This is a genomic window from Burkholderia sp. L-4 (genome assembly GCF_056856535.1).
The window spans coordinates 686,304-711,212 of the sequence record NZ_JBXEOX010000001.1 but is presented as its reverse complement, the minus strand read 5'-3'; the positions used below and the strand labels follow the sequence as shown (position 1 = coordinate 711,212).

At 67.2% G+C, this 24,909-nt stretch carries 19 protein-coding genes; 4 read left to right on the top strand and 15 right to left on the bottom strand.

The window, feature by feature from the left end; genetic code table 11:
* The first annotated feature begins 135 nt into the window (after positions 1-135).
* On the top strand, positions 136-5,355 hold the full coding sequence (locus tag AC1VVG_RS03355) for an autotransporter outer membrane beta-barrel domain-containing protein (protein WP_482835249.1): 5,220 nt from the start codon (positions 136-138) through the stop codon (positions 5,353-5,355).
* An 84-nt stretch (positions 5,356-5,439) separates the two neighbouring features.
* On the opposite strand, the gene AC1VVG_RS03350 is transcribed toward AC1VVG_RS03355, so the two are convergent.
* The 6 genes from AC1VVG_RS03350 to AC1VVG_RS03325 all read right to left on the bottom strand — a co-directional run bounded on the left by AC1VVG_RS03350 (position 5,440) and on the right by AC1VVG_RS03325 (position 11,299).
* Positions 5,440-6,165, bottom strand: coding sequence for an amino acid ABC transporter ATP-binding protein (locus AC1VVG_RS03350; protein ID WP_069245541.1), 726 nt, complete (start codon positions 6,163-6,165; stop codon positions 5,440-5,442).
* Positions 6,162-6,839: a glutamate/aspartate ABC transporter permease GltK gene (gltK, locus tag AC1VVG_RS03345; RefSeq protein WP_034186442.1), complete on the bottom strand. Its 678-nt coding sequence runs from the start codon at positions 6,837-6,839 to the stop codon at positions 6,162-6,164. Before gltK ends, AC1VVG_RS03350 begins: the two co-directional genes overlap by 4 nt.
* Positions 6,839-7,579: an amino acid ABC transporter permease gene (locus AC1VVG_RS03340; RefSeq protein WP_034186441.1), complete on the bottom strand. Its 741-nt coding sequence runs from the start codon at positions 7,577-7,579 to the stop codon at positions 6,839-6,841. Before AC1VVG_RS03340 ends, gltK begins: the two co-directional genes overlap by 1 nt.
* 84 nt (positions 7,580-7,663) lie before the next feature.
* A complete protein-coding gene (locus tag AC1VVG_RS03335; protein ID WP_034186451.1) occupies positions 7,664-8,557 on the bottom strand; it encodes a glutamate/aspartate ABC transporter substrate-binding protein in 894 nt (297 codons plus the stop codon).
* 218 nt (positions 8,558-8,775) lie between these two features.
* Positions 8,776-10,062, bottom strand: coding sequence for a Glu/Leu/Phe/Val family dehydrogenase (locus AC1VVG_RS03330; protein ID WP_034186440.1), 1,287 nt, complete (start codon positions 10,060-10,062; stop codon positions 8,776-8,778).
* A 283-nt stretch (positions 10,063-10,345) separates the two neighbouring features.
* Entirely contained in the window at positions 10,346-11,299 is a 954-nt protein-coding gene (locus AC1VVG_RS03325; protein ID WP_049030013.1) for a LysR substrate-binding domain-containing protein, read from the bottom strand.
* A gap of 283 nt (positions 11,300-11,582) precedes the next feature.
* Here AC1VVG_RS03325 and purB point away from each other — a divergent pair, with 283 nt between their 5' ends.
* Positions 11,583-12,971 (top strand): adenylosuccinate lyase, encoded by a 1,389-nt coding sequence (gene purB / locus AC1VVG_RS03320; RefSeq protein WP_034186437.1) that lies wholly within the window; start codon positions 11,583-11,585, stop codon positions 12,969-12,971.
* Positions 12,972-13,064: 93 nt separating this feature from the next.
* Here purB and AC1VVG_RS03315 read toward each other — a convergent pair whose 3' ends face one another.
* Positions 13,065-14,489: an NAD(P)/FAD-dependent oxidoreductase gene (locus tag AC1VVG_RS03315; RefSeq protein WP_069706499.1), complete on the bottom strand. Its 1,425-nt coding sequence runs from the start codon at positions 14,487-14,489 to the stop codon at positions 13,065-13,067.
* A 278-nt stretch (positions 14,490-14,767) separates the two neighbouring features.
* Here AC1VVG_RS03315 and AC1VVG_RS03310 point away from each other — a divergent pair, with 278 nt between their 5' ends.
* Positions 14,768-15,415 carry a TetR/AcrR family transcriptional regulator gene (locus AC1VVG_RS03310; RefSeq protein WP_482835248.1) on the top strand — a complete coding sequence of 216 codons (648 nt, stop codon included), beginning with the start codon at positions 14,768-14,770 and terminating at the stop codon, positions 15,413-15,415.
* 73 nt (positions 15,416-15,488) lie between these two features.
* On the opposite strand, the gene AC1VVG_RS03305 is transcribed toward AC1VVG_RS03310, so the two are convergent.
* From AC1VVG_RS03305 to edd, 4 genes are all read right to left on the bottom strand, one after another.
* Complete coding sequence (locus AC1VVG_RS03305; protein ID WP_034186434.1) at positions 15,489-15,992, bottom strand: gluconokinase; 504 nt, start codon at positions 15,990-15,992, stop codon at positions 15,489-15,491.
* A 13-nt stretch (positions 15,993-16,005) separates the two neighbouring features.
* On the bottom strand, positions 16,006-17,367 hold the full coding sequence (locus AC1VVG_RS03300; protein WP_034186433.1) for a GntP family permease: 1,362 nt from the start codon (positions 17,365-17,367) through the stop codon (positions 16,006-16,008).
* 219 nt (positions 17,368-17,586) lie between these two features.
* Positions 17,587-18,213: a bifunctional 4-hydroxy-2-oxoglutarate aldolase/2-dehydro-3-deoxy-phosphogluconate aldolase gene (gene eda / locus AC1VVG_RS03295; RefSeq protein ID WP_034186432.1), complete on the bottom strand. Its 627-nt coding sequence runs from the start codon at positions 18,211-18,213 to the stop codon at positions 17,587-17,589.
* A gap of 19 nt (positions 18,214-18,232) precedes the next feature.
* Positions 18,233-20,089 carry a phosphogluconate dehydratase gene (gene edd / locus AC1VVG_RS03290; protein WP_482835247.1) on the bottom strand — a complete coding sequence of 619 codons (1,857 nt, stop codon included), beginning with the start codon at positions 20,087-20,089 and terminating at the stop codon, positions 18,233-18,235.
* 293 nt (positions 20,090-20,382) lie between these two features.
* Between edd and AC1VVG_RS03285 the strand changes: the two genes are divergently transcribed.
* A complete protein-coding gene (locus AC1VVG_RS03285; protein WP_021158790.1) occupies positions 20,383-21,231 on the top strand; it encodes a MurR/RpiR family transcriptional regulator in 849 nt (282 codons plus the stop codon).
* Between the two features lie 132 nt (positions 21,232-21,363).
* Here AC1VVG_RS03285 and AC1VVG_RS03280 read toward each other — a convergent pair whose 3' ends face one another.
* From AC1VVG_RS03280 to AC1VVG_RS03265, 4 genes are all read right to left on the bottom strand, one after another.
* Complete coding sequence (locus tag AC1VVG_RS03280; protein ID WP_107938103.1) at positions 21,364-21,786, bottom strand: CopD family protein; 423 nt, start codon at positions 21,784-21,786, stop codon at positions 21,364-21,366.
* Positions 21,787-21,805: 19 nt separating this feature from the next.
* Entirely contained in the window at positions 21,806-23,077 is a 1,272-nt protein-coding gene (locus AC1VVG_RS03275) for a glutamate-5-semialdehyde dehydrogenase (RefSeq protein WP_034186430.1), read from the bottom strand.
* A gap of 167 nt (positions 23,078-23,244) precedes the next feature.
* A complete protein-coding gene (holA, locus tag AC1VVG_RS03270) occupies positions 23,245-24,339 on the bottom strand; it encodes a DNA polymerase III subunit delta (protein WP_482835246.1) in 1,095 nt (364 codons plus the stop codon).
* A gap of 18 nt (positions 24,340-24,357) precedes the next feature.
* Complete coding sequence (locus AC1VVG_RS03265) at positions 24,358-24,909, bottom strand: LPS-assembly lipoprotein LptE (RefSeq protein WP_034186428.1); 552 nt, start codon at positions 24,907-24,909, stop codon at positions 24,358-24,360.

Genomic DNA, 24,909 nt, shown 5'->3' with positions numbered 1-24,909 from the left:
GTGTAACGAAACACGATTGGCGCGATACGCAGCCGTAGCCGCCGCACGCCCCTTTCGGATTATTTCTCCACCGCGGATTGCGAATTCGCCGAATTCCGGCGAATGCCATTTCAAAACAAGAAATAGGGGCTTGTCGTGAATCACTCATTTCGATCGATATGGAGCGAAACCACCGGCTGCTGGGTCGCGGTGGCGGAAACGGCACGGGCGCGCGGCAAGCGCTCGGGTAGCGCATCGGGCACGAACCGCCGCGCGGTAGCGCTCGGCGCATTGCTGGCCATGCTGTCGGCCGGCGGCGCGCATGCATCGACCTGCGGCAGCGGCGCGGCCGTCGCGAGCGGCGGCACCTGCGCGCTCGGCAGTTTCAGCCCGACCGTCAACGACAACCTGGCCGGTGCCACCACCGTGTCGGGCGGCGACACCGTCGGCGTGTCGGGCGCATGGACCGGCGCCGGCGGCGACCCGGGCTACACGCTCACGCCGATCGGCAGCACAACCATCGTGTCGGGCAACCCGAACCAGCCGCTGCTGTCGCTCGGCGGCAAGACGCACAGCGTGAGCACGCCCGACTCGATCACCGGCACCCGCACGTCGGTCGCGACCTACGACTCGTCCGCGTTTTCCGCGTCGACGGCCGGCGCGACCGAAGTGCCCGTCTACCACGACGTGAACGGCGATCAGTACGTGAACACGCGCATCGGCACCGTCGCCGCCAGCGGCGGATCGCTCAACGTGTCGATCGGCAATGCGGCGAACGCGCCCGACGCAGCCGGCAACGCGATCTCGATCGCCGCGAAGGGGACCGACCTTACCGTCGCGGACGGAACGGGCTCCACGACGAGCACCGTCACCTGGAACTCGCGCAACCAGATTCAGTTCACCACCGGCGACTATCTTGCGGACGGCGGTGCCGTCGGCAGCCGCCAGCTCGACGTGCCGGCCTACGCGGGCACCTTCACCGCATTCGACGGCAGTACGTGGAAGGTCACCGACGCCGCATCGCTTGCCGCGTACAACGACTTTCTCGTGCGCTCGGTGCAAAGCGGCGCGCTCGGCTCGCAGGCCGCCTACGACAGCGCGTTCAGCCAGGCCGTGACGTTCTCGCAGCAAAGCTTCCAGTATCAGAACACCGTGTCCGCAGGCGACAAGAACACGCTGCCGATCGATTTCCTGTCGGTCATGCACGGCACGGGCGCGAACGCGACGCTGCAGATCGGCAAGGACGGCCAGATCGACTTCCGCGGCACCAACACGATCGTCCCGAGCTCGGCCGTCCTCGCGGAAAACGGTGCGCACTTCATCAACGACGGGCGCCTGTCGGGCGACTTCACGCTGGTGCGCCTGCTGAGTGGTGCAAGCGGCGTCAACAACGGCACGATCTCGTCCGGCTACGCATCCGGCGACAACTTCGACACGAGCGGCAGCGCGCCGCCCGCCAACTTCGGCTTCAACGCTTACACGGAAGGCAACGGCGTGTACGCAAGCGGAACGGGCACCTCGTTCGTCAACAACGGCGTGATGAACGTCGGCGCGTGGACGCTCGACGGCAACCAGCCGAACCTGCAGAACTACGCGGTAGGTGTGACAGACGGCGCGACCGGGTCGAACGCCGGCACGATCAACGTCGGCGTCAACGCGACGACGCTCGACAGCCAGGTGATCGGCGGCCTCGTCGACGGCGGCAGCTTCACGAACCAGGCCGGCGGCACGATCTATCTCGGCCGCGCGGCCCAGTACGCACCCGGCGGCACGGCAAGCGACGTCGCGCTCGCCGCGCACGCATACGGCATCCTGCTCGGCGCATCGGGCACCGCGAGCAACCTCGGCACGATCGTGATCGGCTCGCAGACACAGAACGGCGCCGCGCTCGCGAGCATCGGCTCGACGTCCGGCACGTTGACCAACGCGGGAGCGATCGTCGTCAACGGCACGGCGCCCGGCACGCCGCTCGCCAACGTCGGCATGCTCGCGGCCGATACGGCCGCGACCGTGACCAACACCGGCACGATCACGCTGAATGGCGTGAACGGCATCGGCGTGATGGTGCTCGGCACCGGCACGCAAGCGACCGCCGCGACGTCGACCGGCACGATCGACGTGGCCGGCGGCCTCGATCCCGCGTCGGGCACGCGCAACTACGGCGTGTGGGCCGAAGGGCCGCTTGCGAAGGCCACGCTCGACGGCGCGCTCAACCTGACGGGCACCGGCGCGATCGGCGTGCACGCACGCTCGGGCGCGACGATCGACGTCGGCGCGAACGCGGTGCCGGCCTTCATGTCAGGCACGAACCAGATCGGCTTCTACGCATACGGCGCGGGCTCGAAGATCAACGTGGCCGCTCAGCACCTCAGCGTCGACACCGACGACTCGACGCTGTTCCGCGTCGCGGGCGGCGCGGCGTACACGGGCGCGTCGGCGGCCGGCACGCTGACGACCGACGTCAACGGCCAGCGTGCGCATGGCGTGCTCGCGACCGACGCCGGCACGACGCTGTCGACCGGCAACGCGACCTACAACGTCAACGGCGCGAACGGCATCGCGATCGCGGTCGAGGGCGGCGCGAACGGCACGATCGACGCCGGCGCGACGATCAACCTGAACGCGGCCGGCGCGATCGCGGGCGTCGTCGACGGGCAGGCGCACGACCTCGCCGGCGCAAACACCGGTGGCCTGGTCGCGACGACGCTGACCAACCATGCCGCCGTGACGTCGTCGACCGCCGGCGTAACGGGCTTCGTCGCGCAAAACCTCGGCACGTTCGATAACCGCAATACGGTGTTGCTGACCGGCGCCGACTCGACGGGCGTCGTCGTCGGCACGTTAGGCGCGGTAAACAACGCGTCGACGATCCGCGTGTCCGATGGCACCGGCGCGCTCGTGCAGGGGGCATCGGCGCTACTCGCCAACACCGGCTCGATCGAAGCCGACGACGGCATCGCGGGCGTGCGCCTGACGGGCGCCGGCACATGGGTCTCGATGTCGGGCGCCGGCACCGTGATCGCGAACGGCAGCGCCGACGGCGTGCTGATCGACCCGACCGTCACGCACGGTGGTATCGTGGCCGGCGCGACCTCGATCGCAACGGGCGGATCGGGCAGCGGGATCCGCAACCTCGGCGCGAACACAACGATCTCACTGTCCGATATGCAGATCGCCACGACCGGCAACGGCGCCGACGGCGTCACGTCGACCGGCACGAGCGCGCTCATCGCGACCTATCCGACGACGGTCGTCCGCACCTCCGGTACCAATGCGCGCGGCGTCTACGTGTCGAGCGCCGATTCGGCGTTCTTGGCCGACGGCACGACCATCGCGACGACCGGCGCCGGTGCGCATGCGATCGTGATGGATGGTGCGGCAGCCACGCTGTCGGGTGTGACGCTCACCACGTCGGGTAGCGCTGCCGACGGCAGCGTCGCGCTGCACGGCGGGCGTATCACCGGTACGGATTCGTCGATCGACAGCGCGGCCGGCAACGGCGCAACCGCGGACAGCGGCGGCTTGCTCGAACTGCACCGCACGACGCTCAAGGGCGCGACAGCCGGCGTGCTGACGTCGGATATGCTCGCGAGCGGCGCGACGAGTTCGGTCCTGGTCCAGGGCGGTAGCGTGACGTCCGTCGCCGGGCCGGCCTTCGCCGCGCGCGGCGGCAAGGCCGACATCACGGTAAACGGCACGGTCGTGACGGCCGGCAACGGCACGCTGCTGAACCTTGCGAACGGCAGCAACGTGACGTTCAACGCATTGGGCGTGAACCTCGCGGGCGACATCGTCTCCGACGCATCGAGCACCGGCAACGTGTTCCTCGGGTACGGCACGACGCTGACCGGCAAGATCGATCCGGTCGCGCTGAGGGTCGACGGCTCGAGCACGTGGCGCATGACGGGCAGCTCGGTCCTGAGCAGCCTGAGCAACGCGGGCCTCGTCGCGTTCGCCGCCCCCGTCGGTTCGCCGACGCTCACGGGCAGCTACAAGACGCTGACGACCGGCAACTATGTCGGCCGCGGCGGCACGATCGCGCTCAACACGTATCTCGGCGCCGACGCGTCGCCGACCGACCGGCTGATCGTGAACGGCGGCGCCGCGAACGGCACGACCGGCCTGAAGATCGCCAATACGGCCGGCACCGGCGCGCAGACGACCGGCGACGGGATTCCGGTGGTCGTCACGGCCAACGGCGGCACGACCACCGCGTCGGCCTTCCATCTCGCCGGGCCCGTCCAGGCCGGCGCGTACGAATACCGGCTCTATCGCGGCGGTCAAAGCGACGCGAACGGCTGGTACCTTCGCTCGCAGCTCGACCAGACCGACCCCGGCGACCCGATCCACCCGTCCGGCGGCGGCGACGGCGGCAACAACGGAAACGGCAACGGCGGCACGCTCGCGTACCGCCCGGGCGTCGCCGGCTACGCGCTCACGCCGCTCTTGAACGCCGACTACGGCTTCTCCACGCTCGGCAAGCTGCACGAGCGCGTCGGCGACATCTACAACGTCGAGAAGCAGCAGCCGGGCAACCGCGACGGCGTATGGGGGCGCATCGGCGGCCAGAGCCTCGATGCGAACGCGGGCCGCTTCGCGGCCGACGAGCGCACGTTCTTCGCGCAGTTCGGCAAGGACTGGACGCTCGACCAGGCGCCGAACGGCGCGGGCAGCACGCATGCGGGCGTGACCGCCAGCATCGGCGTGTCGAACGCGAGTTTCAGCGACATGGCGCGCGCCGACGCGCAGGACCTGTCGACCTCGACGGGCTCGGTCGAGATGCACGCGCAGAGCGTCGGCGGCTACTGGACGCGCTATCTGCCGGACGGCACCTACTTCGACAGCGTCGGGCAGGTCACGCACTACGGCAACCGCTATCGCGACAGCTACGGCAACGAGGCGTCGCAGAACGGTTTCGGTATTGCGCTGTCGCAGGAAGTCGGCAAGCCGTTCGCGATCGGCGGCACGCCGATCGCGATCGAACCGCAGGCGCAGCTGATGTACCAGTACCTGAAGCTGAACGGGTTCAACGACAACGTGTCGGCCGTATCGGGCACGACGACGAACGCGCTGCGCGGCCGCGTCGGCGTGCGCATCTTCCGGCCGAACCTCCAGTCGGATGCGGGCGGCGGCGCCGCGACGCCGTACTTCACGGCCGACGTGCTGCACGACTTCCTGTCGCCGGGCCAGACCGTCGTCGGCGGCACGCCGTTCGCGACGCACCTCGGCCGCACCTGGTACGAGCTCGGGGTCGGCGTGAGCGCGAGCTTCGGCAAGTCGGGCGAGCTCTACGCGAACGCGAAAATCGCGCGCAACATCGGCGGCGATTACCGGCGCGGCATCGTCGGGCAGGTCGGCTACCGCTACAGCTGGTAACGCACGCGACCGGCGGCCGAAAAAAAACCGCCCGGCTCGATGCCGGGCGGTTTTCGCATGGACGCGCGCGAAACGCGCGAACGCTCAGTGCAGGATCTTCGCGAGGAAGTCCTTCGCGCGTTCCGATTTCGGATTCGAGAAGAAGTCGTCCTTGCGGTCGTCCTCGACGATCGCGCCCTTGTCCATGAAGATCACGCGATGCGCGACCTTCTTCGCGAAGCCCATCTCGTGCGTGACGACCATCATCGTCATCCCTTCCTGCGCGAGTTCGACCATCACGTCGAGCACTTCGTTGATCATCTCGGGATCGAGCGCGGACGTCGGTTCGTCGAACAGCATCGCGATCGGGTCCATCGACAGCGCGCGCGCGATCGCGACACGCTGCTGCTGGCCGCCCGACAGCTGCCCCGGGAACTTGTGCGCATGCGCCTTCAGGCCGACGCGCTCGAGCAGCTTCATGCCCTTCTCGGTCGCTTCGTCCTTGCCGCGGCCGAGCACCTTGACCTGCGCGAGCGTCAGGTTCTCGGTGATCGACAGGTGCGGGAACAGCTCGAAATGCTGGAACACCATCCCGACCTTCGAACGCAGCTTCGACAGGTTCGTCTTCCTGTCGCCGACCGACTGGCCGTTCACGAGGATCTCGCCCTGCTGAAACGGCTCGAGGCCGTTGACGGTCTTGATCAGCGTCGACTTGCCCGAGCCCGACGGGCCGCACACGACGACCACTTCGCCTTTCTTGACCTCGGTCGTGCAGTCGGTGAGGACCTGAAACTGGCCGTACCACTTCGAAACGTTCTTGATGGAAATCATCTTGTGACCTTTTTCTGGAGACCCTTGACGAGAGCAGACGCCAACGAGCAAATCACGAAATAACATGCGCCGGCGAACAGGACCATCTCGACGGTCGTGCCGTCGCGATCGCCGATGTTGGCCGCCGTGCGGAAGAAGTCCGCGAGACTGATCACGTACACGAGCGACGTATCCTGGAACAGGACGATCGCCTGCGTGAGCAGCAGCGGCACCATCGCGCGGAACGCCTGCGGCAGGATCACGAGGCGCATCGCCTGCGCGTAGTTCATGCCGAGCGCGAACGCGGCATTCACCTGCCCGCGCGGCACCGCCTGGATGCCGGCGCGGATGATCTCGGAATAATACGCGGCTTCGAACAGCGAGAACGCGACCATGGCCGACGCGAGGCGGATGTCGATCGTCGGCGACAGCCCGAGCACGCCCTGCAGCAGCTGCGGCACGATCAGGAAGAACCACAGCAGCACCATCACGAGCGGGATCGAGCGGAACACCGTCACGTAGCCCTGCGCGAACCACGCGAGCGGCTTGACGCCCGACAGCCGCATCAGCGCCAGCAGCGTGCCCCAGACGATCCCGACCACGATCGCGATCAGCGTGATCTGGAACGTGACGACCGCCCCCGTCCACAGCGTCGGCAGCGCGCCGGGAATACTACTCCAGTCGAACTGATGCATCACTTGCCTCCGATATAGCCGGGCAGCCGCGTGCGGCCTTCGATCCAGCGCATGAACGCCATCACGACGAGGTTGATGATCACGTACGCGAGCGTGACGGCGATGAACGACTCGTACGTCTGCGCGGTGTAGTCGACGAGCTGGCGCGCCTGCGCGGACAGGTCGAGCAGGCCGATCGTCGACGCGACGGCGGAGTTCTTGAAGATGTTCAGGAATTCCGACGTGAGCGGCGGCACGATGATCCGGTACGCAACGGGCAGCAGCACGTAGCGATACGTCTGCCATTGCGTGAAGCCCATCGCGAGACCGGCCGCGCGCTGGCCCTTCGGCAGCGCGTTGATCCCCGAGCGCACCTGTTCGCACACGCGCGCGCCGGTGAACAGGCCCAGACAGACGATCGACGCGGTAAAGAACTGCGTGGTCGGCGGCAACTGCTTGATCCAGGTACCGATCGACGCGGGCAGCAGCTCGGGTATCACGAGATACCAGACGAAGAACTGCACGATCAGCGGAATGTTCCGGAAGATCGACACATACACGGTGCCGATCGCGGACAGCCATTTGTTCGGCGCGGTGCGCAGCACGCCGAACAGCGACCCGACGATCAGCGCGATGACCCAGGCGACGAGCGACACTTCGATCGTCACCCAAAAGCCGGACATCAGCCATCCGAAATAAGTCGTCGGCTCGCCGGTCGACACGGGGCTCAGGAAGATGCCCCAGTTCCAGTGGTAAGACATGGGCAAGACTCCAGCAAAAAGAGACGGAAGAAGCGTGGCCTCTTCCGTCTCATTAGCGTCATTTCTGCATCAACGGCCGTGCGGTCAGTCGAGTGCCTTGTCGTTCGGGTTCGCGTACAGCTTCTTCATCGAATCGGACAACGGGAAGTTCAGGTTCAGCCCCTTCGGCGGGATCGGATTCTCGAACCACTTCGCGTAGATCTTCGCGGCTTCGCCCGACTTCTCGACTTGCGAGATCGCGTCGTCGACGACCTTCTTGAAGTCGGCATCGCCCTTGCGCATCATGCAGCCGTAGGCTTCTTCCGATTGCGGCGTGCCGACGATCACCCACTCGCCCGGCTGCTTCGCCTTCGCGCGCTCGCCCGCGAGCAACGCGTCATCCATCATGAACGCGACCGCGCGGCCCGATTCCAGCGTGTTGAAGGAATCGCCATGATCCTTCGCGCTGATGATGTTCATGCCCAGCTGCTTGTCGTTGTTCATCTTGCGCAGCAGGCGCTCCGACGTCGTGCCGGCGGTCGTCACGACCGTCTTGCCCTTCAGGTCGGCGAAATCCTTGACGCCCGAATCCTTCTTCGTCATCAGGCGCGTGCCGATCACGAAGATCGTGTCGGAGAACGCAGCCTGCTGCTGGCGCTCGGTGTTGTTGGTCGTCGAGCCGCACTCGATGTCGACCGTGCCGTTCTGCACGAGCGGAATGCGGTTCTGCGACGTGACGGGGATGTTCTTCACCTGCAGGTTCGGCAGGTTCAGCTTCTTCTTCACCGCGTCCACGATCTTCATCTGGAATTCGCGCGAATAGCCGACCACCTGCTGGTTCTGGTCGTAATAGGAGAACGGAATCGACGATTCGCGGTGGCCCAGCGCGATCACGCCCGTGTCCTTGATCTTCTTCAGCGTGCCCGTCTCCTGAGCATGCGCGCCGCTTGCGAACGCGCAAAGCGCCGCGACCATCAGGACTGCCTTGTGGTATTTCATTTTGGTCATCTCCTTGGCTAAAACCCGCGCCAGTGTATCAAAGTAATATTTTTGAAAGTACTGGTTGTTTACCGCACTACGAATCGCCCTGCACGAAGCCTTCCTCCCGGCTCCTGGCGCCCGAATGCGCGCGCGGGCGAGGCCGGATCCGGCATCGCCCGCGAGGGTTCATTTCCGCAATCGGGGGGATTGCGTCATGAATGGATCATAGTCAACGATCAGGGGTAGAGGCCACGCATTTCGCGCGCCATCAGGATGCGCTTGCACGCGACGATGAACGCCGCCGTACGCACCGTCACCTTGTGCTCTTCCGCGACCGCCCACACGCCGGCGAACGCTTCGCGCATCACGCGCTCGAGGCGGTGGTTGATCTCGTCTTCCGTCCAGAAGAAGCTCGAGAAATCCTGCACCCATTCGAAGTACGAGACGGTCACGCCACCGGCGTTCGCGATCACGTCGGGGATCACGAGCACGCCGTTCGCGCTCAGGATGTCGTCCGCCGCCGTCGTCGTCGGGCCGTTCGCGCCTTCGACGATGATCTTCGTGCGGATCTTCGCCGCGTTCTTCTCGGTGATCTGGTTTTCCAGCGCCGCCGGGATCAGGATGTCGGTCTCGACCGTCCAGAACTCGTCGTTCGGCATCGGCTCGGCGCCTTCGAAGCCCGCGACGCCGCCCGTGCGTGCGACGTGGTCGAGCAGCTTGTTCGAATCGAGGCCGGCCGGCTGGTAGATCGTGCCCGTGTGATCCTGCACCGCGATCACCTTCGAGCCGGCTTCCTGGAACAGCTTCGCCGCGATGCCGCCGACGTTGCCGAAGCCCTGCACCGCGATGCGCGCGCCTTCGATTTCCAGCCCCTTCTTCTTCGCCGCTTCCGAGCCGACGACGAACACGCCGCGGCCCGTCGCTTCCTTGCGACCGAGCGAACCGCCGAGCGCGATCGGCTTGCCGGTCACGACGCCGGTCGACGTCTGGCCCTGGTTCATCGAGTACGTGTCCATCATCCACGCCATCACCTGTTCGTTGGTGTTGACGTCCGGCGCCGGAATGTCGGTGTTCGGCCCGATGATGATGCCGATTTCGCTGGTGTAGCGGCGCGTCACGCGCTCGAGCTCACCCCGCGACAGCTTGCGCGGGTCCACGCGGATGCCGCCCTTCGCACCGCCGTACGGCACGTTCACGGCCGCGTTCTTCACCGACATCCATGCGGACAGCGCCATCACTTCCGACAGCGTCACGTCCTGGTGGTAGCGCACGCCGCCCTTGCCCGGGCCGCGCGACACGTTGTGCTGCACGCGATAGCCTTCGAAGTGCGCGACGGTGCCGTTATCGAGCTCGATGGGGCAATCGACGATCAGGATGCGCTTCGGACGCTTCAGCGTTTCGAGCCAGCGCGACAGCGAACCGAGGTACGGCGCGACGCGATCGACCTGCTGAAGGTAGTTGCCCCACGGGCCGAGATCGTCGGCGTGCAGGTAGGACGGGATGGACTGCTGTTGCGAAGACATGGAAGCTCCAACGTTCAACGGATTGCGCACATTGTCGAAAAACCCGTTTTTTTTATCCAATGCCGTTTGCTTATTCGATTATGCGTTTCTTGCATGATCGCGATTTTTCGCAAATCCGCGGTCGATTTGCGCAAGAACGCCCGCGATCGGCCGTGCATCGCGCCGGCGAAAAAATCGGCTGGCATGCGCGCGGGCCGGCCGCCGGACAGCCGCCCGACAGGCACCGCAAGGCCGCCGTCAGCCGGCCGCGACCGACCGGCGGCGGTCGATTAACCGCCGGCGGTTAATTCGGGGTGTCGCGCAGCTCGTCGCGCACGACCTCCCACAGCGCGCGCACGAGTTTCTGGCGCGGATCGTCGCCCTGCAGCGCGAGCTTGTCGCAGTACAGCCGGATCTCCATCGTCAGCGTGAACGGATGCGCGCCGCCGCGCGCCGACCGGTCGAGCCGGATCAGCCGGCCGCCCGCGACCGAATCCTCGACCGCGCTGTGCGGCAGGAACGCGACGCCGTGGCCCGCGAGCGCCATCGCCTTCAGCCCTTCGGCCATGTCGGTCTCGTAGACGCGGTCGAGGAACAGCCGGGTCGGCGCGTTCGCGATGATGACCTCGGTCATCCGGCCGAGATACGCGTTCGGCGTATACGACAGGTACGGCACGCGCGCGTCGGCCGCGCCCGGCAGCGTATGGCGCGGCCGGCCGGCGCGGCCGGGCGCCGAGAACGGGCTGATCGGCTCGCTGCCGAGGACCAGCATGTCGTAGCGCGCCGGGTCGAGCGCGACCGGATGGCTCGGGTGGTGGTAGCCCATCACGAGATCGCAGCCGCCCTCGACGAGCGACAGCACCGCGTCGTGCACGTTCAGCGCGCGCAGCCGCGTGTGGACCTGGCCCATCTTCGCCTCGATCCGCTGCAGCCAGCGCGGAAAATACGTGAGCGACAGCGTGTGCGGCACCGCGAACTCGATCGTCGGCACCGGCGCGCCGACGTGGCCGCGCAGCAGCGTGCGCGCCTCGTGCGCCTGCGACAGCATCGTCAGCGCCTGCTCGTAGAAGATCTGCCCGGCCTGCGTGAGCCGCGTCGGATAAACCGAACGATCGATCAGTTCGGTCGCGAGCCACGCCTCCAGCGCCTGGATCCGCCGCGAGAACGCCGGCTGCGACACGTGCCGCAGTTCGGCGGACCGGCTAAAGCTGCGCGTTTCCGCGAGCGAAACGAAGTCTTCGAGCCATTTCAGTTCCATGCAGGCGGGGCGCGGCGGGCGGCGGTCGGGAAGAAGCCTGCATTCTACCGGCGGGCAGCCCCGGTCGGCGGCGGCGGCGCGGACACGCGCAAGCGGCCCTTTCTGGCGCCGCCCCGCCGTCACGCGCCCGCCGTCCCGCACTGGTCGCCCGCACTGGTCGCCCGCGCCGGTGGCCCGCGCCGGCAGCGGCCGGACCGGTTCGGCCGGGATCGCCCCGCGCCAATGGTAAAATGCCGGATTCTCCTTCCCCCTCGCTCGACCCGGCCCCAAGGCCCGCCCGATCATGTCCGACACTCGTCCCGATACGCTTTTCGCCCTCACCGCGCTCTCGCCCATCGACGGCCGCTACGCCAGCAAGACCGAAGCGCTGCGCGACTGGCTCTCCGAAGCCGCCTTCATGCGCCACCGCGTCACCGTCGAGGTGCACTGGCTGATCGCGCTGTCGCGCGCCGGCTTCGCGGAAATCCCGCGCTTCTCCGATGCGTCCGAGCAGTTCCTGCTGCAGCTCGCCGAGCGCTTCACCGCGCACGACGCCGCCCGCATCAAGGAAATCGAGCGCGTGACGAACCATGACGTGAAGGCCGTCGAATACTGGCTGAAGGAATCGGTGAAGGGCCAGGCCGAACTCGAGCAGGCCAGCGAATTCATCCACTTCGCGTGCACGTCCGAGGACATCAACAACACGTCGCACGGCATGATGCTCGCCGGCGCGCGCGAACACGTGATCCTGCCGGCGCTGCGCACGGTCTACCAGCGCCTCGTCGCCCTCGCGCACGCGCACGCCGAGCAGCCGATGCTGTCGCGCACGCACGGCCAGCCGGCCAGCCCGACGACGCTCGGCAAGGAACTCGCGAACGTCGCCGCGCGTCTCGCCCGTGCGATCACCCGCATCGAGAAGGTCGAGATCCTCGGCAAGATGAACGGCGCGGTCGGCAACTTCAACGCGCACCTGTCCGCGTATCCGGCATTCGACTGGGAAGCGTTCTCGCGCGACGTGATCGAGAACCGCCTGAAGCTCACGTTCAACCCGTATACGATCCAGATCGAGCCGCACGACTACATGGCCGAGCTGTTCGACGCCGTCGCGCGCGCGAACACGATCCTGCTCGACCTCGACCGCGACGTGTGGGGCTACATCTCGGTCGGCTACTTCAAGCAGAAGACGAAGGCCGGCGAGATCGGCTCGTCGACGATGCCGCACAAGGTCAACCCGATCGACTTCGAGAACTCGGAAGGCAACCTCGGCCTCGCGAACGCGACGCTGCGCCACCTCGCCGACAAGCTGCCGGTGTCGCGCTGGCAGCGCGACCTGACCGACTCGACGGTGCTGCGCAACATGGGCGTCGCGCTCGGCTACTCGCTGCTCGCGTACGACTCGCTGATCCGCGGCCTCGACAAGCTCGAGGTGAACCCGCAGCGCCTGAACGAAGATCTCGACAACTGCTGGGAAGTGCTGGCCGAGCCGGTGCAGACGGTAATGCGCCGCTACGGCATCGAGAACCCGTACGAGCAGCTGAAGGAACTGACGCGCGGCAAGGGCATCACGCGCGAGGCGCTGCAGGAATTCGTCGGCACGCTCGCGATCCCGCAGGACGCGAAGGATCTGCTGCTTGCGATGACGCCCGCGTCGTACATCGGCAAGGCCGTCGAACTCGCGAAGCGGATCGCGTAAGCACCGCCGTCCCCGGACGAAAAAAAGCCCGATGCGAGCGATTCGCATCGGGCTTTTTCATTGACGGCGCGCGGCAGCCTGAACACCGGACCATCAGAACGAGATCATCCGCCCCGGGTTCAGCGCGCTCATCACGCTCATCGCGGCCTTCGCGGCGGGAATCGCGATCGGCGACAACTGCCGGCCGAGCGGAATCGCGCGGTGATCGATGCCCGTGAGCATCGAGAAATCGTCGTTGCGGCCGACGAAATCGTCGCAGATCGCCTTGCCGATCCGCACCGTCTGCGCGACGCCGTGGCCGCTCCAGCCCTGCACCATGTACATCGGCACGCGGGCATCGGTCTTGCGGCTGTCGGTGGCGCCGTTCAGCGTGAAGTCGCTGACGCCGCTCCAGCAGTAGTCGAGCGCGATGCGGCCGTCGGTCTGCGGAAACACCGTGTTCAGCCGCGTCAGCAGATACGCGTTGACGTCGGGCTGCGCCCAGCAGGTGCCGGTGCCCTGCCCGCCGAACAGCAGGCGGTTGCCGCGCACCGGCCGGTAGTAGTCGATCTGGAACTGCGTGTCGTACACGGGCATGCCGGCCGGCATCAGCGTCGCGACATCGACGTCGAGCGGCGCCGTCACGCTCACGTAGGTAAAGAACGGCACCGTGGTTGCCGCGCCGTCGTCCAGCAGCCGGAACGTCGTGTTGTGCAGCGCGAGCACGACGCCCTTGCGCGCGGTGATCGTGCCGCCCGGCGTCGTCGCGACGACGCCCGCGGGCGTCTCGTCGAGTTCGAGCACCTCGGTGCCCTCGAACAGCGCGCCGCCGTTCAGCCGGAAGCCGTGCACGAGGCCGCGCACCAGCGCGAGCGGATGGATCTGGCCGCCGATCGCATCGATCGCCGCACCGTGATACAGCCCCGAGCGCACGTATTCGTCGTGCAGCTGATGGCGGCCGACGAGCGTCACGCCCGCGTCGCCGAGATGACGGCGCGCATCCGCGCCGTCGAGCAGCGCGCTCATGTGGCCCGGGTGAACGGCCGCTGTGATGTGGCCGCGCTTGCGGTCGAGGTCGAGCGCGTAGCGCGCGCCGATCGCATCGATCAGGTCCATCGACTCGGCCGACGCGAAGCGCCACAGCCGCTTCGCGTCGTCGTGCGACAGATGGTCGATCATGTCGGCCGCCTCCCAGCGCGCGAGGCCGGGCGTCAGCTGGCCGCCGTTGCGGCCGGACGCGGCCGAACCGACGTGGTGCTTGTCGACGAGGATCGTGTCGACGCCCGCTTCCGCGAGATGCAGCGCGGCCGATGCGCCGAGCAGCCCCGCGCCGATCACGAGCACGTCGCACACCGCATCGTGCGCGAGCGGCGTGCCGTTCGCATGACGCGACAGCGACGCCTCATACCAGTTGGCCGGGCGCTCGCCGTCGTAGCGAGCCGGGTCGCACCAGTTCCAGTTGTCTTTTTCGATGTTCAGTTGCGTTTGCTCGAAACGCGATTCGCCCTGGATCAGGGGTCGTTGGTGGTTGGACGTCATGATTGCACTTGCATGGTCTTGGGCCGCCTGTCGAATAGCCTTCTGGCTTCGCGGGTGGGGCAGCCGGTTCCACATGGGTGTCAACGAGAAGAGGGGGCGCGATGGCCCGTGTTGACGGCGGGCACGCTCGTGCCGCCTGGATCCCGGACTGTGCGAAAGCACGTCTTGAAAGGTGCCGGGACACCCAATTTCTACACCGCAGAAATAATTCTACAGTGTAGAATATGCTTTCGTCAAGTTTACGGCCGGTCCCACACCGGCGTGCCCGCCCCGCCTCGATGAAGGACAAACCCGCCCAAGGCCCGCGCGGCCTCGACAAGGACGCGATCGTCGCGGCCGCCCTCGCGCTGCTCGAAGACGTCGGAGAAGCCGCATTCAGCGTGCGCAAGCTCGCGCAGTCGGTCGGCTGCGACCCGATGAGCGTGCTGTATCACCTCAAGTCGAAGGAAGGCCTGAACCGCGCGATCGCGAACGCGCTGTCGCGCTCGCTCGTGCCGGTCGACCCGTCGCTGCCGTGGCGCGAGCGGCTGCGTGACCTCGCGCGCCAGTACCGCGCGCTCGCGCTGCGCTACCCTGCCGCGTTCGCGCTGCTGCAGCGGCACATGAGCACGGGGCCGGCCGACCTCGCACACATCGAGGCCGTGCATCGCGCGCTGACCGACGCCGGCATCCCGCGCGCGGCGCTGCCGGCGGTGTGTGTCGGCTGGTACGCGAGCGTGATCGGGCTCGCTGCCGCCGAAGCCGGCGGCCTCACACGTGCGGCCAACGACGTCGAACTCGCGGAGATGAACGCGCTGTCCGACGCCGAGCATCCGCTCGTCAGGTCGGCCGCCCCGCTCTATGCGCAGCTGGACCCGGCCGTCGTGCACGACACGATGCTCGACGTGCTGCTCGACGGCATCGCGCGGCGCGCGCACGCGGCCTGACCGGCCGGCTTCGCGCCAACGCAAAAGGCGCCCCGAAGGGCGCCTTTTGCGTGACGATTGCCGCGAACCGCGCTCAATGCTGCTGCGCGGTACCGATCTTCAGCATGACCTGATCGACGATCCGTTCGGGCGTCAGCTCGATGCTGACCTCGATCGCTTCGTCCGGGCCCGGCTCCTCGAGCGTATCGAGCTGGCTCTTCAGCAGCGACGGATCGAAGAAATGGCCGGTGCGGCTCTTCAGGCGCTCCTGCAACACCTCGAACGACCCCTTCAGATACACGAACCGCACATCGGTGTCGGTGCCGCGCAGCACGTCGCGGTACGACCGCTTCAGCGACGAGCACGTGAACACGGCCGTTTCGCCGGCACGCTGCTTTTCCTCGATGGCCGCGCGGATCGTGCGCAGCCACGGCCAGCGGTCGTCGTCGGTCAGCGGAATGCCGTTGTGCATCTTTTCCTTGTTCGCCGCGCTGTGAAACGCGTCGCCGTCGGTATAGCTGCACGACAGGCGTTCCGCCAGCATTTCGCCGATCAGCGACTTGCCTGCGCCCGATACGCCCATTGCGATCAGAATCATTGACTACCCCTTGTTACAAAACCATGCTCAGCAGCAGCGTGAAGCCCAGACCAAGCACTGAAATGATGGTTTCGAGCAACGACCAGGTCTTGAACGTCTGACCGACCGTCATCCCGAAGTATTCCTTGATCAGCCAGAAGCCGCCATCGTTCACGTGCGAGAAGATCAGCGAGCCCGAACCGGTGGCCAGCACCAGCAGCTCCGGGCTGACCGTCGTGCCGGCCGCCGCCGCGATCGGCGCGACGATGCCGCAGGCCGTCGTCATCGCGACCGTCGCCGAGCCGGTCGCGAGACGCATCAGCGCCGCGACGAACCAGCCGAGCAGCAGCGGCGACAGATGCGCGTGCTTCGCGGTCTCGACGATCTGCTGCGAGATCCCGCTGTCGCGCAGGACACCGCCGAAGCCGCCACCCGCGCCGACGATCAGCGTGATCCCGGCGATCGGCGCCAGACACTCGCTGCAGAACTTCTGGATCTGGTCGCGGTTGAAGCCCTGCAGCTTGCCGAACGTGAAGAAGCTCACGAGCACGGCGATCAGCAGCGCGACGTCCGAGTTGCCGGCGAAGCGCAGCAGGTTGTTCGGCAGCGACTTCGGCGTGAACAGCAGGTCGGCCCAGCTGCCGACGAGCATCAGCACGACGGGCAGCAGGATCGTGAACAGCGTGATGCCGAAGCTCGGCAGTTCGCGCGTGCGGCCGTCCGTGCGCGAATCGACGAATTGCGACGCGAGCGGGTTGTTGTCCGGCAGCTTCACGAACTTCGAGATCGTCAGCGCGAACAGCGGGCCCGCGATGATCGCGGTCGGCACGCCGACGAGCAGGCCGAACGCGATCGTCTTGCCGATATCGGCGCCGTATTGCTGGACAGCCAGCAGCGCGGCCGGGTGCGGCGGGATCAGCCCGTGCACGACCGACAGGCCGGCCACCATCGGCAGGCCGACGACGAGCAGCGACTTGCCGGTGCGCTTCGCGACGTTGAACGCGATCGGGATCAGCAGCACGAAGCCGACTTCGAAGAACACCGGCAGGCCGACGATGATCGCGACGAACATCATCGCCCAGTGGATGTTCTTTTCACCGAACCAGTCGATCAGCGTGGTCGCGATCCGTTCGGCGCCGCCCGATTCGGCCATCATCTTGCCGAGCATCGTGCCGAGGCCGACGACGATCGCAATGTGACCGAGCGTGCCGCCGGTGCCCGTCTCGAACGACTTGACGATCTTGTCCATCGGCATGCCGACGACGAGACCAAGGCCGAGCGAAACGATGATCAGCACCAGGAACGGGTAGATCTTGTAGCGCGCGATCATCAGGATCAGCGCGGCAATCGCGATCAGCGTGAATACGAGCAGCATGCTGCCTTGGACAGCCCCCATGTGGCACTCCTCCTAGAATTGTTCGAACCGGGCGAGCTGTTGCGAGTATGCCCGGCTATGCAGGTCTCCGAAACACGGGGGGTACCCACCCCGTCAGGACGCTGAATTTTACTTATCTTTACGGCCTGCGGATAGAACCGGTTCCATCAGCAAAAACCCTCGGTAAAACAAGCACTAAGCGCTCGCTTCCGAGGGTTCTTTCTTCATTTCATACAAGCATTAGCGCGGCAGCTGGCTCGCGGCTTGCGCGAGGCGCGTGACTTCGGCCCAGTCCTGCGCGGCAAGCGCGGCCTTCGGCGTGAGCCACGAGCCGCCGACGCACACGACGTTCGGCAGTTTCAGGAAATTCGGCGCGGTGTCGACCGTGATGCCGCCGGTCGGGCAGAACTTCAGCGCCGGGAACGGGCCGTGGAACGCCTGCAGCATCGGCACGCCGCCTGCCTGCTGCGCGGGGAAGAACTTCACGATCTCGTAGCCGAATTCGAGCGCCTGGATGATGTCGCTCGGCGTCATCACGCCCGGCAGCAGCGGCAGGCCCGCGTCGAGCGACGCGAGGTGCAGGTCCTTCGTCAGGCCCGGCGACACGCCGAACTTCGCGCCGGCGCGCTTCGCCTGCGCGCAGTGCTCGGGTTTCGTGATCGTGCCGACGCCGACGACGATGTCGTCCGCGAGCTGGCTCGCGCGCTGGATCGCCTCCAGGCCGGCCGGCGTGCGCAGCGTGATCTCGAGTACCTTCACGCCGCCTGCGTGCAGCGCGCGCGACACGTGTTCGCCCTGCTCGACCGAGTCGAATGCGAGCACCGGAATGACCGGGCCCAGCTTCACGATTTCAGCAATCGTCTTCATTGAATTGGCTCCTTGAAATTCATGCGGCGACGTGGGCGGCCGTTTCGCCGACCAGCGTCCCGAAAACCGATGCGCCCTGCTCGGCCGGCGCCGCGGCCGCGCGGAACACGCCGAACAGTTCACGCCCGAAGCCGACCTCGTTCTCGGCCTGGTGCAGCGGCTGCGCGACCGGGCGCGCATGCCACTCGGCGTCGTCGATCTCGATGTCGAGCACGCCGGCTTCCGCGTCGATCACCAGCGTATCGCCCGTCTTCACCTTGCCCAGCGGGCCGGCCAGCAGCGCTTCCGGCGACACGTGGATCACGGCCGGCACCTTGCCCGACGCGCCCGACATGCGGCCGTCGGTCACCAGCGCGACGTGGAAACCCTGATCCTGCAGCACGCCGAGCAGCGGCGTCAAACGGTGCAGCTCGGGCATCCCGTTCGCGCGCGCGCCCTGGAAGCGCACGACCGCGACGAAATCGCGCTTCAGCTCGCCGCGATCGAACGCTTCCTGCACGGATTCCTGCGAATCGAACACGATCGCGGGCGCCGTCACCTTGCGGTGCTCGGGCGCGACCGCCGAAATCTTGATCACGCCGCGGCCGAGCCGGCCCTGCATCAGGCGCAGGCCGCCGTCCGGCTGGAACGGGTCGCGGATGCCGCGCAGCACCTTCGTGTCGTGGCTCTCGGCCGCGCCGTCGACCCACGTCAGCTTGCCGTCGATCAGCTTCGGCTCCTTCGTGTAGTGCGACAGTCCCTTGCCGGCGACCGTCGTCACGTCCTCGTGCAGCAGGCCGCCTTCGAGCAGGTTGCGCACCAGGAACGCGACGCCGCCCGCCGCGTGGAAGTGGTTCACGTCGGCCTTGCCGTTCGGGTAGATCTTCGCGAGCAGCGGCACGACGGCCGACAGTTCGTCGAAGTCGTTCCAGTCGATCAGGATGCCGGCCGCGCGCGCGATCGCGACGAGGTGCAGCGTGTGGTTGGTCGAGCCGCCCGTCGCGAGCAGCGCGACGATGCCGTTGACGATCGCCTTCTCGTCGATCACATGGCCGATCGGCGTGTAATGGCCGCGCTCGACGGTCAGGTCGAGCACGCGGCGCGCGGCCTCTGCCGTCAGCGCGGTGCGCAGCGGCGTGTGCGGATGAACGAAGGCCGAGCCCGGCAGGTGCAGGCCCATCAGCTCCATCAGCATCTGGTTGCTGTTCGCCGTGCCGTAGAACGTGCAGGTGCCGTGGCCGTGATACGCGGCCGATTCGGCTTCGAGCAGCGCGTCGCGGCCGACCTGGCCGGTCGCGAACTGCTGGCGGATCTTCGCCTTGTCGTCGTTCGACAGGCCGCTCGTCATCGGGCCGGCCGGCACGAAGATCGTCGGCAGGTGGCCGAACTGCAGCGCGCCGATCAGGAGGCCCGGCACGATCTTGTCGCAGATGCCCAGGCACAGCGCCGCGTCGAACATGTTGTGCGTGAGCGCGATCGCCGTGCCCATCGCGATCGCTTCGCGCGAGAACAGCGACAGCTCCATCCCCGGGTTGCCCTGCGTGACGCCGTCGCACATCGCCGGCACGCCGCCGGCGAACTGCGCGACCCCGCCGTTCTCGCGCGCGGCCGCCTTGATGATCTCGGGGAAATCCTTGTACGGCGCATGCGCGGACAGCATCTCGTTGTACGAGGACACGATGCCGATGTTCGGCTCGCGAATCGCCTTGATCGAGAACTTGTCGTTGCCTTCGAGGCCCGCGAAGCCGTGCGCGAGGTTCGCGCACGACAGCGCGCCGCGTGCCGGGAACTTGCCCTGCGCGCCGTCGATGCGCTGCAGATAGGCGGAACGGGTCGATTGGCTGCGGGCGATCACGCGTTCGGTGACCTTCGCCAGGGTGGGGTGCAGCGACGTCATGCTGGGCGCTCCTGTATGCCGGCCGACACCGGCGGTTGGAATCGTGGGGACGGTCGAGTGCGTCGACCGAACGAAGCCAGTCTAGTAGAAAAACTACAAGCGCGCAATGCGGATCGACAGCCGCGCAACCTTCATTCCCGCCACCAGCAAGGCCAAACCTAGTGAAAACCCTAATTTCACCTGCCGCCATCCCACCAAAAGCACCACAATGACGCTAGTAATTTCATGTAGATTTTCTACAATTCGATTGCGATACACTCGCTCATCCGAACCCGATTTTCACGTACCGCCCCATGCTGCCTCGCATTGAAGCGATCCGCGCCGAGTTGCGCCCGTCCGAGCGCAAGCTCGCCGACTACATCCTCGCCGCGCCGCGCGAGGTGCTCGACCTCGCGATGACCGAGCTGTCGACGCGCGCGGGCGTCAGCCAGCCGACCATCGCCCGCTTCTGCCAGGCGCTCGGCTGCAGCGGCTTTCGCGAATTCAAGATCCGGCTCGCACAGAGCGTCGCGCCGGGCGTGTCGTCGGTCTATCGCGACGTCGAGCCCGACGAACCGGCGCCCGGCATCATCGGCAAGGTGTTCGACCGCACGATCGGCGCGCTGATCGAAGTACGCAACAGCCTGTCCGCCGGCAGCGTCGCCGAGGCGATCGCGCTGCTGTCGAACGCGTCGCGGATCGAGTTCTACGGCGCCGGCGGCTCGGGCATCGCCGCGCAGGACATCCAGCACAAGTTCTTCCGGCTCGGCGTGCCGAGCGTCGCGTACTCGGATCCGCACACGTTCTCGATGTCGTCCGCGCTGCTCGGGCCGCACGACGTCGTCGTCGCGATCTCGAACACCGGCCGCACGCGCGACATCGTCGACGCCGCGCGCTCCGCGCTCGCGTGCGGCGCGAAGGTCGTCGCGATCACGCAGAGCCATTCGCCGCTCGCGAAGCTCGCGACCGTGAGCCTCGCGTCGAACGTTGCCGAGGAAACGGACGTGTTCTCGCCGATGACGTCGCGGATGTCGCACCTCGCGATCGGCGACATCCTCGCGGTCGGCGTGGCGCTGTCGCGCGGCCCCGCGCTGATGGAACGGGTCGGCCGCGCGAAGGAAGCGATTACGCGGCGCCGGATCGACGACGGCACGAAGGATTGACGGCGCGTGGCGGTCGGCCGGCGCATGACCGGCGCATCAGCCGGCACGTAACACGCACGTCAACGACAAACGGCGCCCCGAGGGGCGCCGTCGCGCAGGGGTCCGCACCGGCCACCGCACCGGCCGCGCCGCTCAGAACGGCTTGATCACGACCAGTGCGACCGCGGCAAGCATGCCGAGCACCGGCAGTTCGTTGAACACGCGATACCACTTGTCGGTACGCTTGTTCTCGCCGCGCTCGAACACTTTCAACAAGTGCCCGCAGTACGCGTGGTAGATCACGAGCAGCAGCACGACCGTCACCTTCGCATGGATCCAGCCCTGCCCCTGCCCGATGCCGATCACGAGCCACAGCCACAGCCCGCAGGCCAGCGCCGGCACCGCGATCATCGTCATGAAGCGGAACAACTTGCGCGCCATCAGCAGCAGGCGGCGTACCGCGGCCGGATCGGTCTCCATGGCCAGGTTCACGTAGATGCGCGGCAGGTAGAAGAGCCCCGCGAACCACGCGGCGATCAGAACGATATGGAACGTCTTGACCCAGAGCATTGCCATTGGTGGTGCGCCTCGCGGGTTACTGGCGGCCTTCGCCGTGTCCGAGCACGACGTACTTCAGCGACGTCAGCCCTTCCAGGCCGACGGGGCCGCGTGCGTGCAGCTTGTCGTTCGAGATGCCGATTTCCGCGCCGAGGCCGAACTCGAAGCCGTCCGCGAAGCGGGTCGACGCGTTGACCATCACGCTCGCGGAATCGACCTCGCGCAGGAAACGCATCGCGCGGTCGTGATCCTCGGTAACGATCGCATCGGTGTGATGCGAGCCGTAGTGATTGATGTGCTCGATCGCGGCGTCGAGGCCGTCGACGACCTTGATCGCGAGCACCGGCGCGAGATATTCGGTATGCCAGTCTTCTTCGGTCGCGTCGACGAGCGGACCGACGCCCGCATCGGCGAGCACCGCGCGCGCGGCCGCATCGACGCGCAGCTCGACCTGCTTGTCGCGATACAGCTTGCCGAGCGGCGGCAGCAGCGCAGCCGCGATGCCGCCCGACACGAGCAGCGTCTCCATCGTGTTGCAGGTGCCGTAGCGGTGCGTCTTCGCGTTGTCGCAGACGGTCAGCGCCTTGGCGAGATCGGCGCGATCGTCGACGTACACGTGGCAGATGCCGTCGAGGTGCTTGATCATCGGCACGCGCGCCTCGTTGATCAGGCGCTCGATCAGGCTCTTGCCGCCGCGCGGCACGATCACGTCGACGTATTCGGTCATCGTGATCAGCTTGCCGACCGCCGCGCGATCGGCCGTCGCGACGACCTGCACCGCGTCCTGCGGCAGGCCGGCCGCCTCGAGCCCTTCACCGATCAGCTTCGCGAGCGCCGCGTTCGATTCGAGCGCTTCGGAGCCGCCGCGCAGGATCGTCGCGTTGCCCGACTTCAGGCACAGCGCGGCCGCGTCGATCGTCACGTTCGGGCGCGATTCGTAGATGATGCCGATCACGCCGAGCGGCACGCGCATCTGGCCGACTTGAATCCCGCTCGGGCGATACTTGAGGTTGCCGATCTCGCCGATCGGATCGGCGAGCGACGCGACCTGGCGCAGCCCTTCGACCATCGTTTTCAGCGCCTTGTCCGACAGCGTCAGGCGGTCGACGAACGCTGCATCGAGCCCCTTTTCACGGGCGCGGGCGACGTCGCGCGCATTCGCGTCCTTCAGCACCTGCGCGTCGCGTTCGATCGCGCGGGCCACCGCGTCGAGCGCCGCGTTCTTCGCGGCCGTGCTGGCGCGCGCCATCGCGCGGGAAGCGTGCCGGGCGCGACGGCCCAGGTCGGTCATGTACTGATCGATATCCATCGTGTGACTCGAGAAGCGAGCCGCGCGGAGCGGCATGAATTCGTGGGGGAGCGCGCGGACGGCCATCCGGGGCGGCCATCCGCGCCAGGCCGCGGCAGACACGCCGCGCCGGCAATCGAAATATTGTAAGCGGGTTGCGCCGTGCGCGCTGACGGCCCGGACGGGACCTAGCGTCGCACGCGACCCGCGGTCGGCGGTAGTTCGCCGCGCGCGCCCGCGACCGTCATCGCGAGCTGGAACAGCCCGTCCCACGGATCGGGCGGCGGCTCGTCCTGCGTGCGGCGGCCCGGCACGACGGCCGTGAGCCCCTTGACCTGCCGGTCGAGCTTCGCGGCGAACGCGAGCGCCTTCTCGAGCACGCCTTCCGACACGCGGTTCAGCGCGGGGCCGATCAGCCGCTCGCGCGGCCCCCATACGCGGTTCTCTCGCAGCAGCGTCGCCAGCGGCTTGCCGGCCGTCGCGCCGCGCTTGATCCGCAGCAGCGTGCGCAGTTCCTCGACGACGGCCCACATCACGAGCACGATCGCCTCGCCCTCGCCCTTCAGCCCGTCGATCATCCGAGCGAGCCGCGCGGCGTCGCCGGCGAGCATCGCTTCGTTCAGCTTGAAGACGTCGTAGCGCGCGACGTTCAGCACCGCGTCGTGCACCTGCTCGAACGACAGCGTCCCTTGCGGATACAGCAGCCCGAGCTTCTGGATTTCCTGGTGCGCGGCGAGCAGGTTGCCTTCGACGCGCTCGGCAATGAACTGCAGCGCGCGCCGCCCGTCGTCGCCGGGCGCGGCCCGCTGGCCCTGCATCGCGAGACGCTGGCCGATCCAGTTCGGCAGTTGCGCGCGATCGACCGGATCGATCTTCAGCGCGACGCCGCCGTTCTGCAGCGCGGTAAACCACGCGGATTTCTGCGTGGCCGCATCGAGACGCGGCAACGTGACGAGCATCAGCGCGTCGGGATTGGGCGCGGCCGCGAGCGTCTTCAGCGCATCGGCGCCTTCCTTGCCGGGCTTGCCCGACGGAATGCGCAGCTCGATCAGCTGGCGCTCGCCGAACAGCGACATCGCCTGGGTCGCGCCGAGCAGCACGCTCCAGTCGAAGCCGCGCTCGACCGTATGCACCGAACGCTCGGTGAAGCCGGCCGCGCGTGCGGCCGCACGAATGCGGTCGCACGCTTCCTGCGCGAGCAGCGGCTCGTCGCCGTAGACGGTATAGAGCCCGGCCAACCCCTTCGCGAGGTGCGGCTCCAGCGCATCAAGTCGCAATTGCATCGCTACGTGCGCCGTCGATCAGAGCGGCGGCGGCGGCAGCGGCGCGCGCGGCGCGACACCCGGCACCACGTCCTCCGGCGCCGGCGTCAGCGAATGGACGATCGCGAGACGTCGCATCAGCTGGTCGACCGCGTCGTTCTGCATGTCGCCGTACAGGATGTCGGCTTCCTGCGCCTTCGCGTTCGTGTACTGGTCGCTGTACGTCATCGCGCGGTTCAGCGCGATCGCGCTCGGCGGGATCAGCACGGTGCCGTCCTTGCTCGTCAGCGTGTAGTTCAGCGTATAGAACAGCGCGTATTCCTGCGCCGAGCCGAACTTGTTGAGCGTCAGCGTGTTCTGCCCACGCGACTCCCACATGCGCAGCACGGCGTCGGCGTCGTCCGCCGACTTGACGATCTTCGTGTCGCTGCCGGCCTCGACGAGGCGCGTGAGACGCGCCTCGACGGGCGCCGGCGCACCGGCCACCAGCAGGTGCTTGAACGCGTAGTCCTGCTGGCCGCGCAACTGGAAGCCGCATGCCGACAGCGCGACCGCGCTGCCGACGAGCATCAAAAACGATCTGCGGATCAC

Bases quoted from the DNA above. Each gene is read 5' to 3' on its own strand.
- AC1VVG_RS03275 (WP_034186430.1), bottom strand. From the start codon at position 23,077: ATGGATATCGATCAGTACATGACCGACCTGGGCCGTCGCGCCCGGCAC.
- AC1VVG_RS03305 (WP_034186434.1), bottom strand. From the start codon at position 15,992: ATGATTCTGATCGCAATGGGCGTATCGGGCGCAGGCAAGTCGCTGATC.
- AC1VVG_RS03285 (WP_021158790.1), top strand. From the start codon at position 20,383: ATGCTGCCTCGCATTGAAGCGATCCGCGCCGAGTTGCGCCCGTCCGAG.
- edd (WP_482835247.1), bottom strand. From the start codon at position 20,089: ATGACGTCGCTGCACCCCACCCTGGCGAAGGTCACCGAACGCGTGATC.
- gltK (WP_034186442.1), bottom strand. From the start codon at position 6,839: ATGCATCAGTTCGACTGGAGTAGTATTCCCGGCGCGCTGCCGACGCTG.
- AC1VVG_RS03310 (WP_482835248.1), top strand. From the start codon at position 14,768: ATGAAGGACAAACCCGCCCAAGGCCCGCGCGGCCTCGACAAGGACGCG.
- eda (WP_034186432.1), bottom strand. From the start codon at position 18,213: ATGAAGACGATTGCTGAAATCGTGAAGCTGGGCCCGGTCATTCCGGTG.
- purB (WP_034186437.1), top strand. From the start codon at position 11,583: ATGTCCGACACTCGTCCCGATACGCTTTTCGCCCTCACCGCGCTCTCG.
- AC1VVG_RS03280 (WP_107938103.1), bottom strand. From the start codon at position 21,786: ATGGCAATGCTCTGGGTCAAGACGTTCCATATCGTTCTGATCGCCGCG.
- holA (WP_482835246.1), bottom strand. From the start codon at position 24,339: ATGCAATTGCGACTTGATGCGCTGGAGCCGCACCTCGCGAAGGGGTTG.
- AC1VVG_RS03350 (WP_069245541.1), bottom strand. From the start codon at position 6,165: ATGATTTCCATCAAGAACGTTTCGAAGTGGTACGGCCAGTTTCAGGTC.
- AC1VVG_RS03330 (WP_034186440.1), bottom strand. From the start codon at position 10,062: ATGTCTTCGCAACAGCAGTCCATCCCGTCCTACCTGCACGCCGACGAT.
- AC1VVG_RS03325 (WP_049030013.1), bottom strand. From the start codon at position 11,299: ATGGAACTGAAATGGCTCGAAGACTTCGTTTCGCTCGCGGAAACGCGC.
- AC1VVG_RS03335 (WP_034186451.1), bottom strand. From the start codon at position 8,557: ATGAAATACCACAAGGCAGTCCTGATGGTCGCGGCGCTTTGCGCGTTC.
- AC1VVG_RS03300 (WP_034186433.1), bottom strand. From the start codon at position 17,367: ATGGGGGCTGTCCAAGGCAGCATGCTGCTCGTATTCACGCTGATCGCG.
- AC1VVG_RS03340 (WP_034186441.1), bottom strand. From the start codon at position 7,579: ATGTCTTACCACTGGAACTGGGGCATCTTCCTGAGCCCCGTGTCGACC.
- AC1VVG_RS03315 (WP_069706499.1), bottom strand. From the start codon at position 14,489: ATGACGTCCAACCACCAACGACCCCTGATCCAGGGCGAATCGCGTTTC.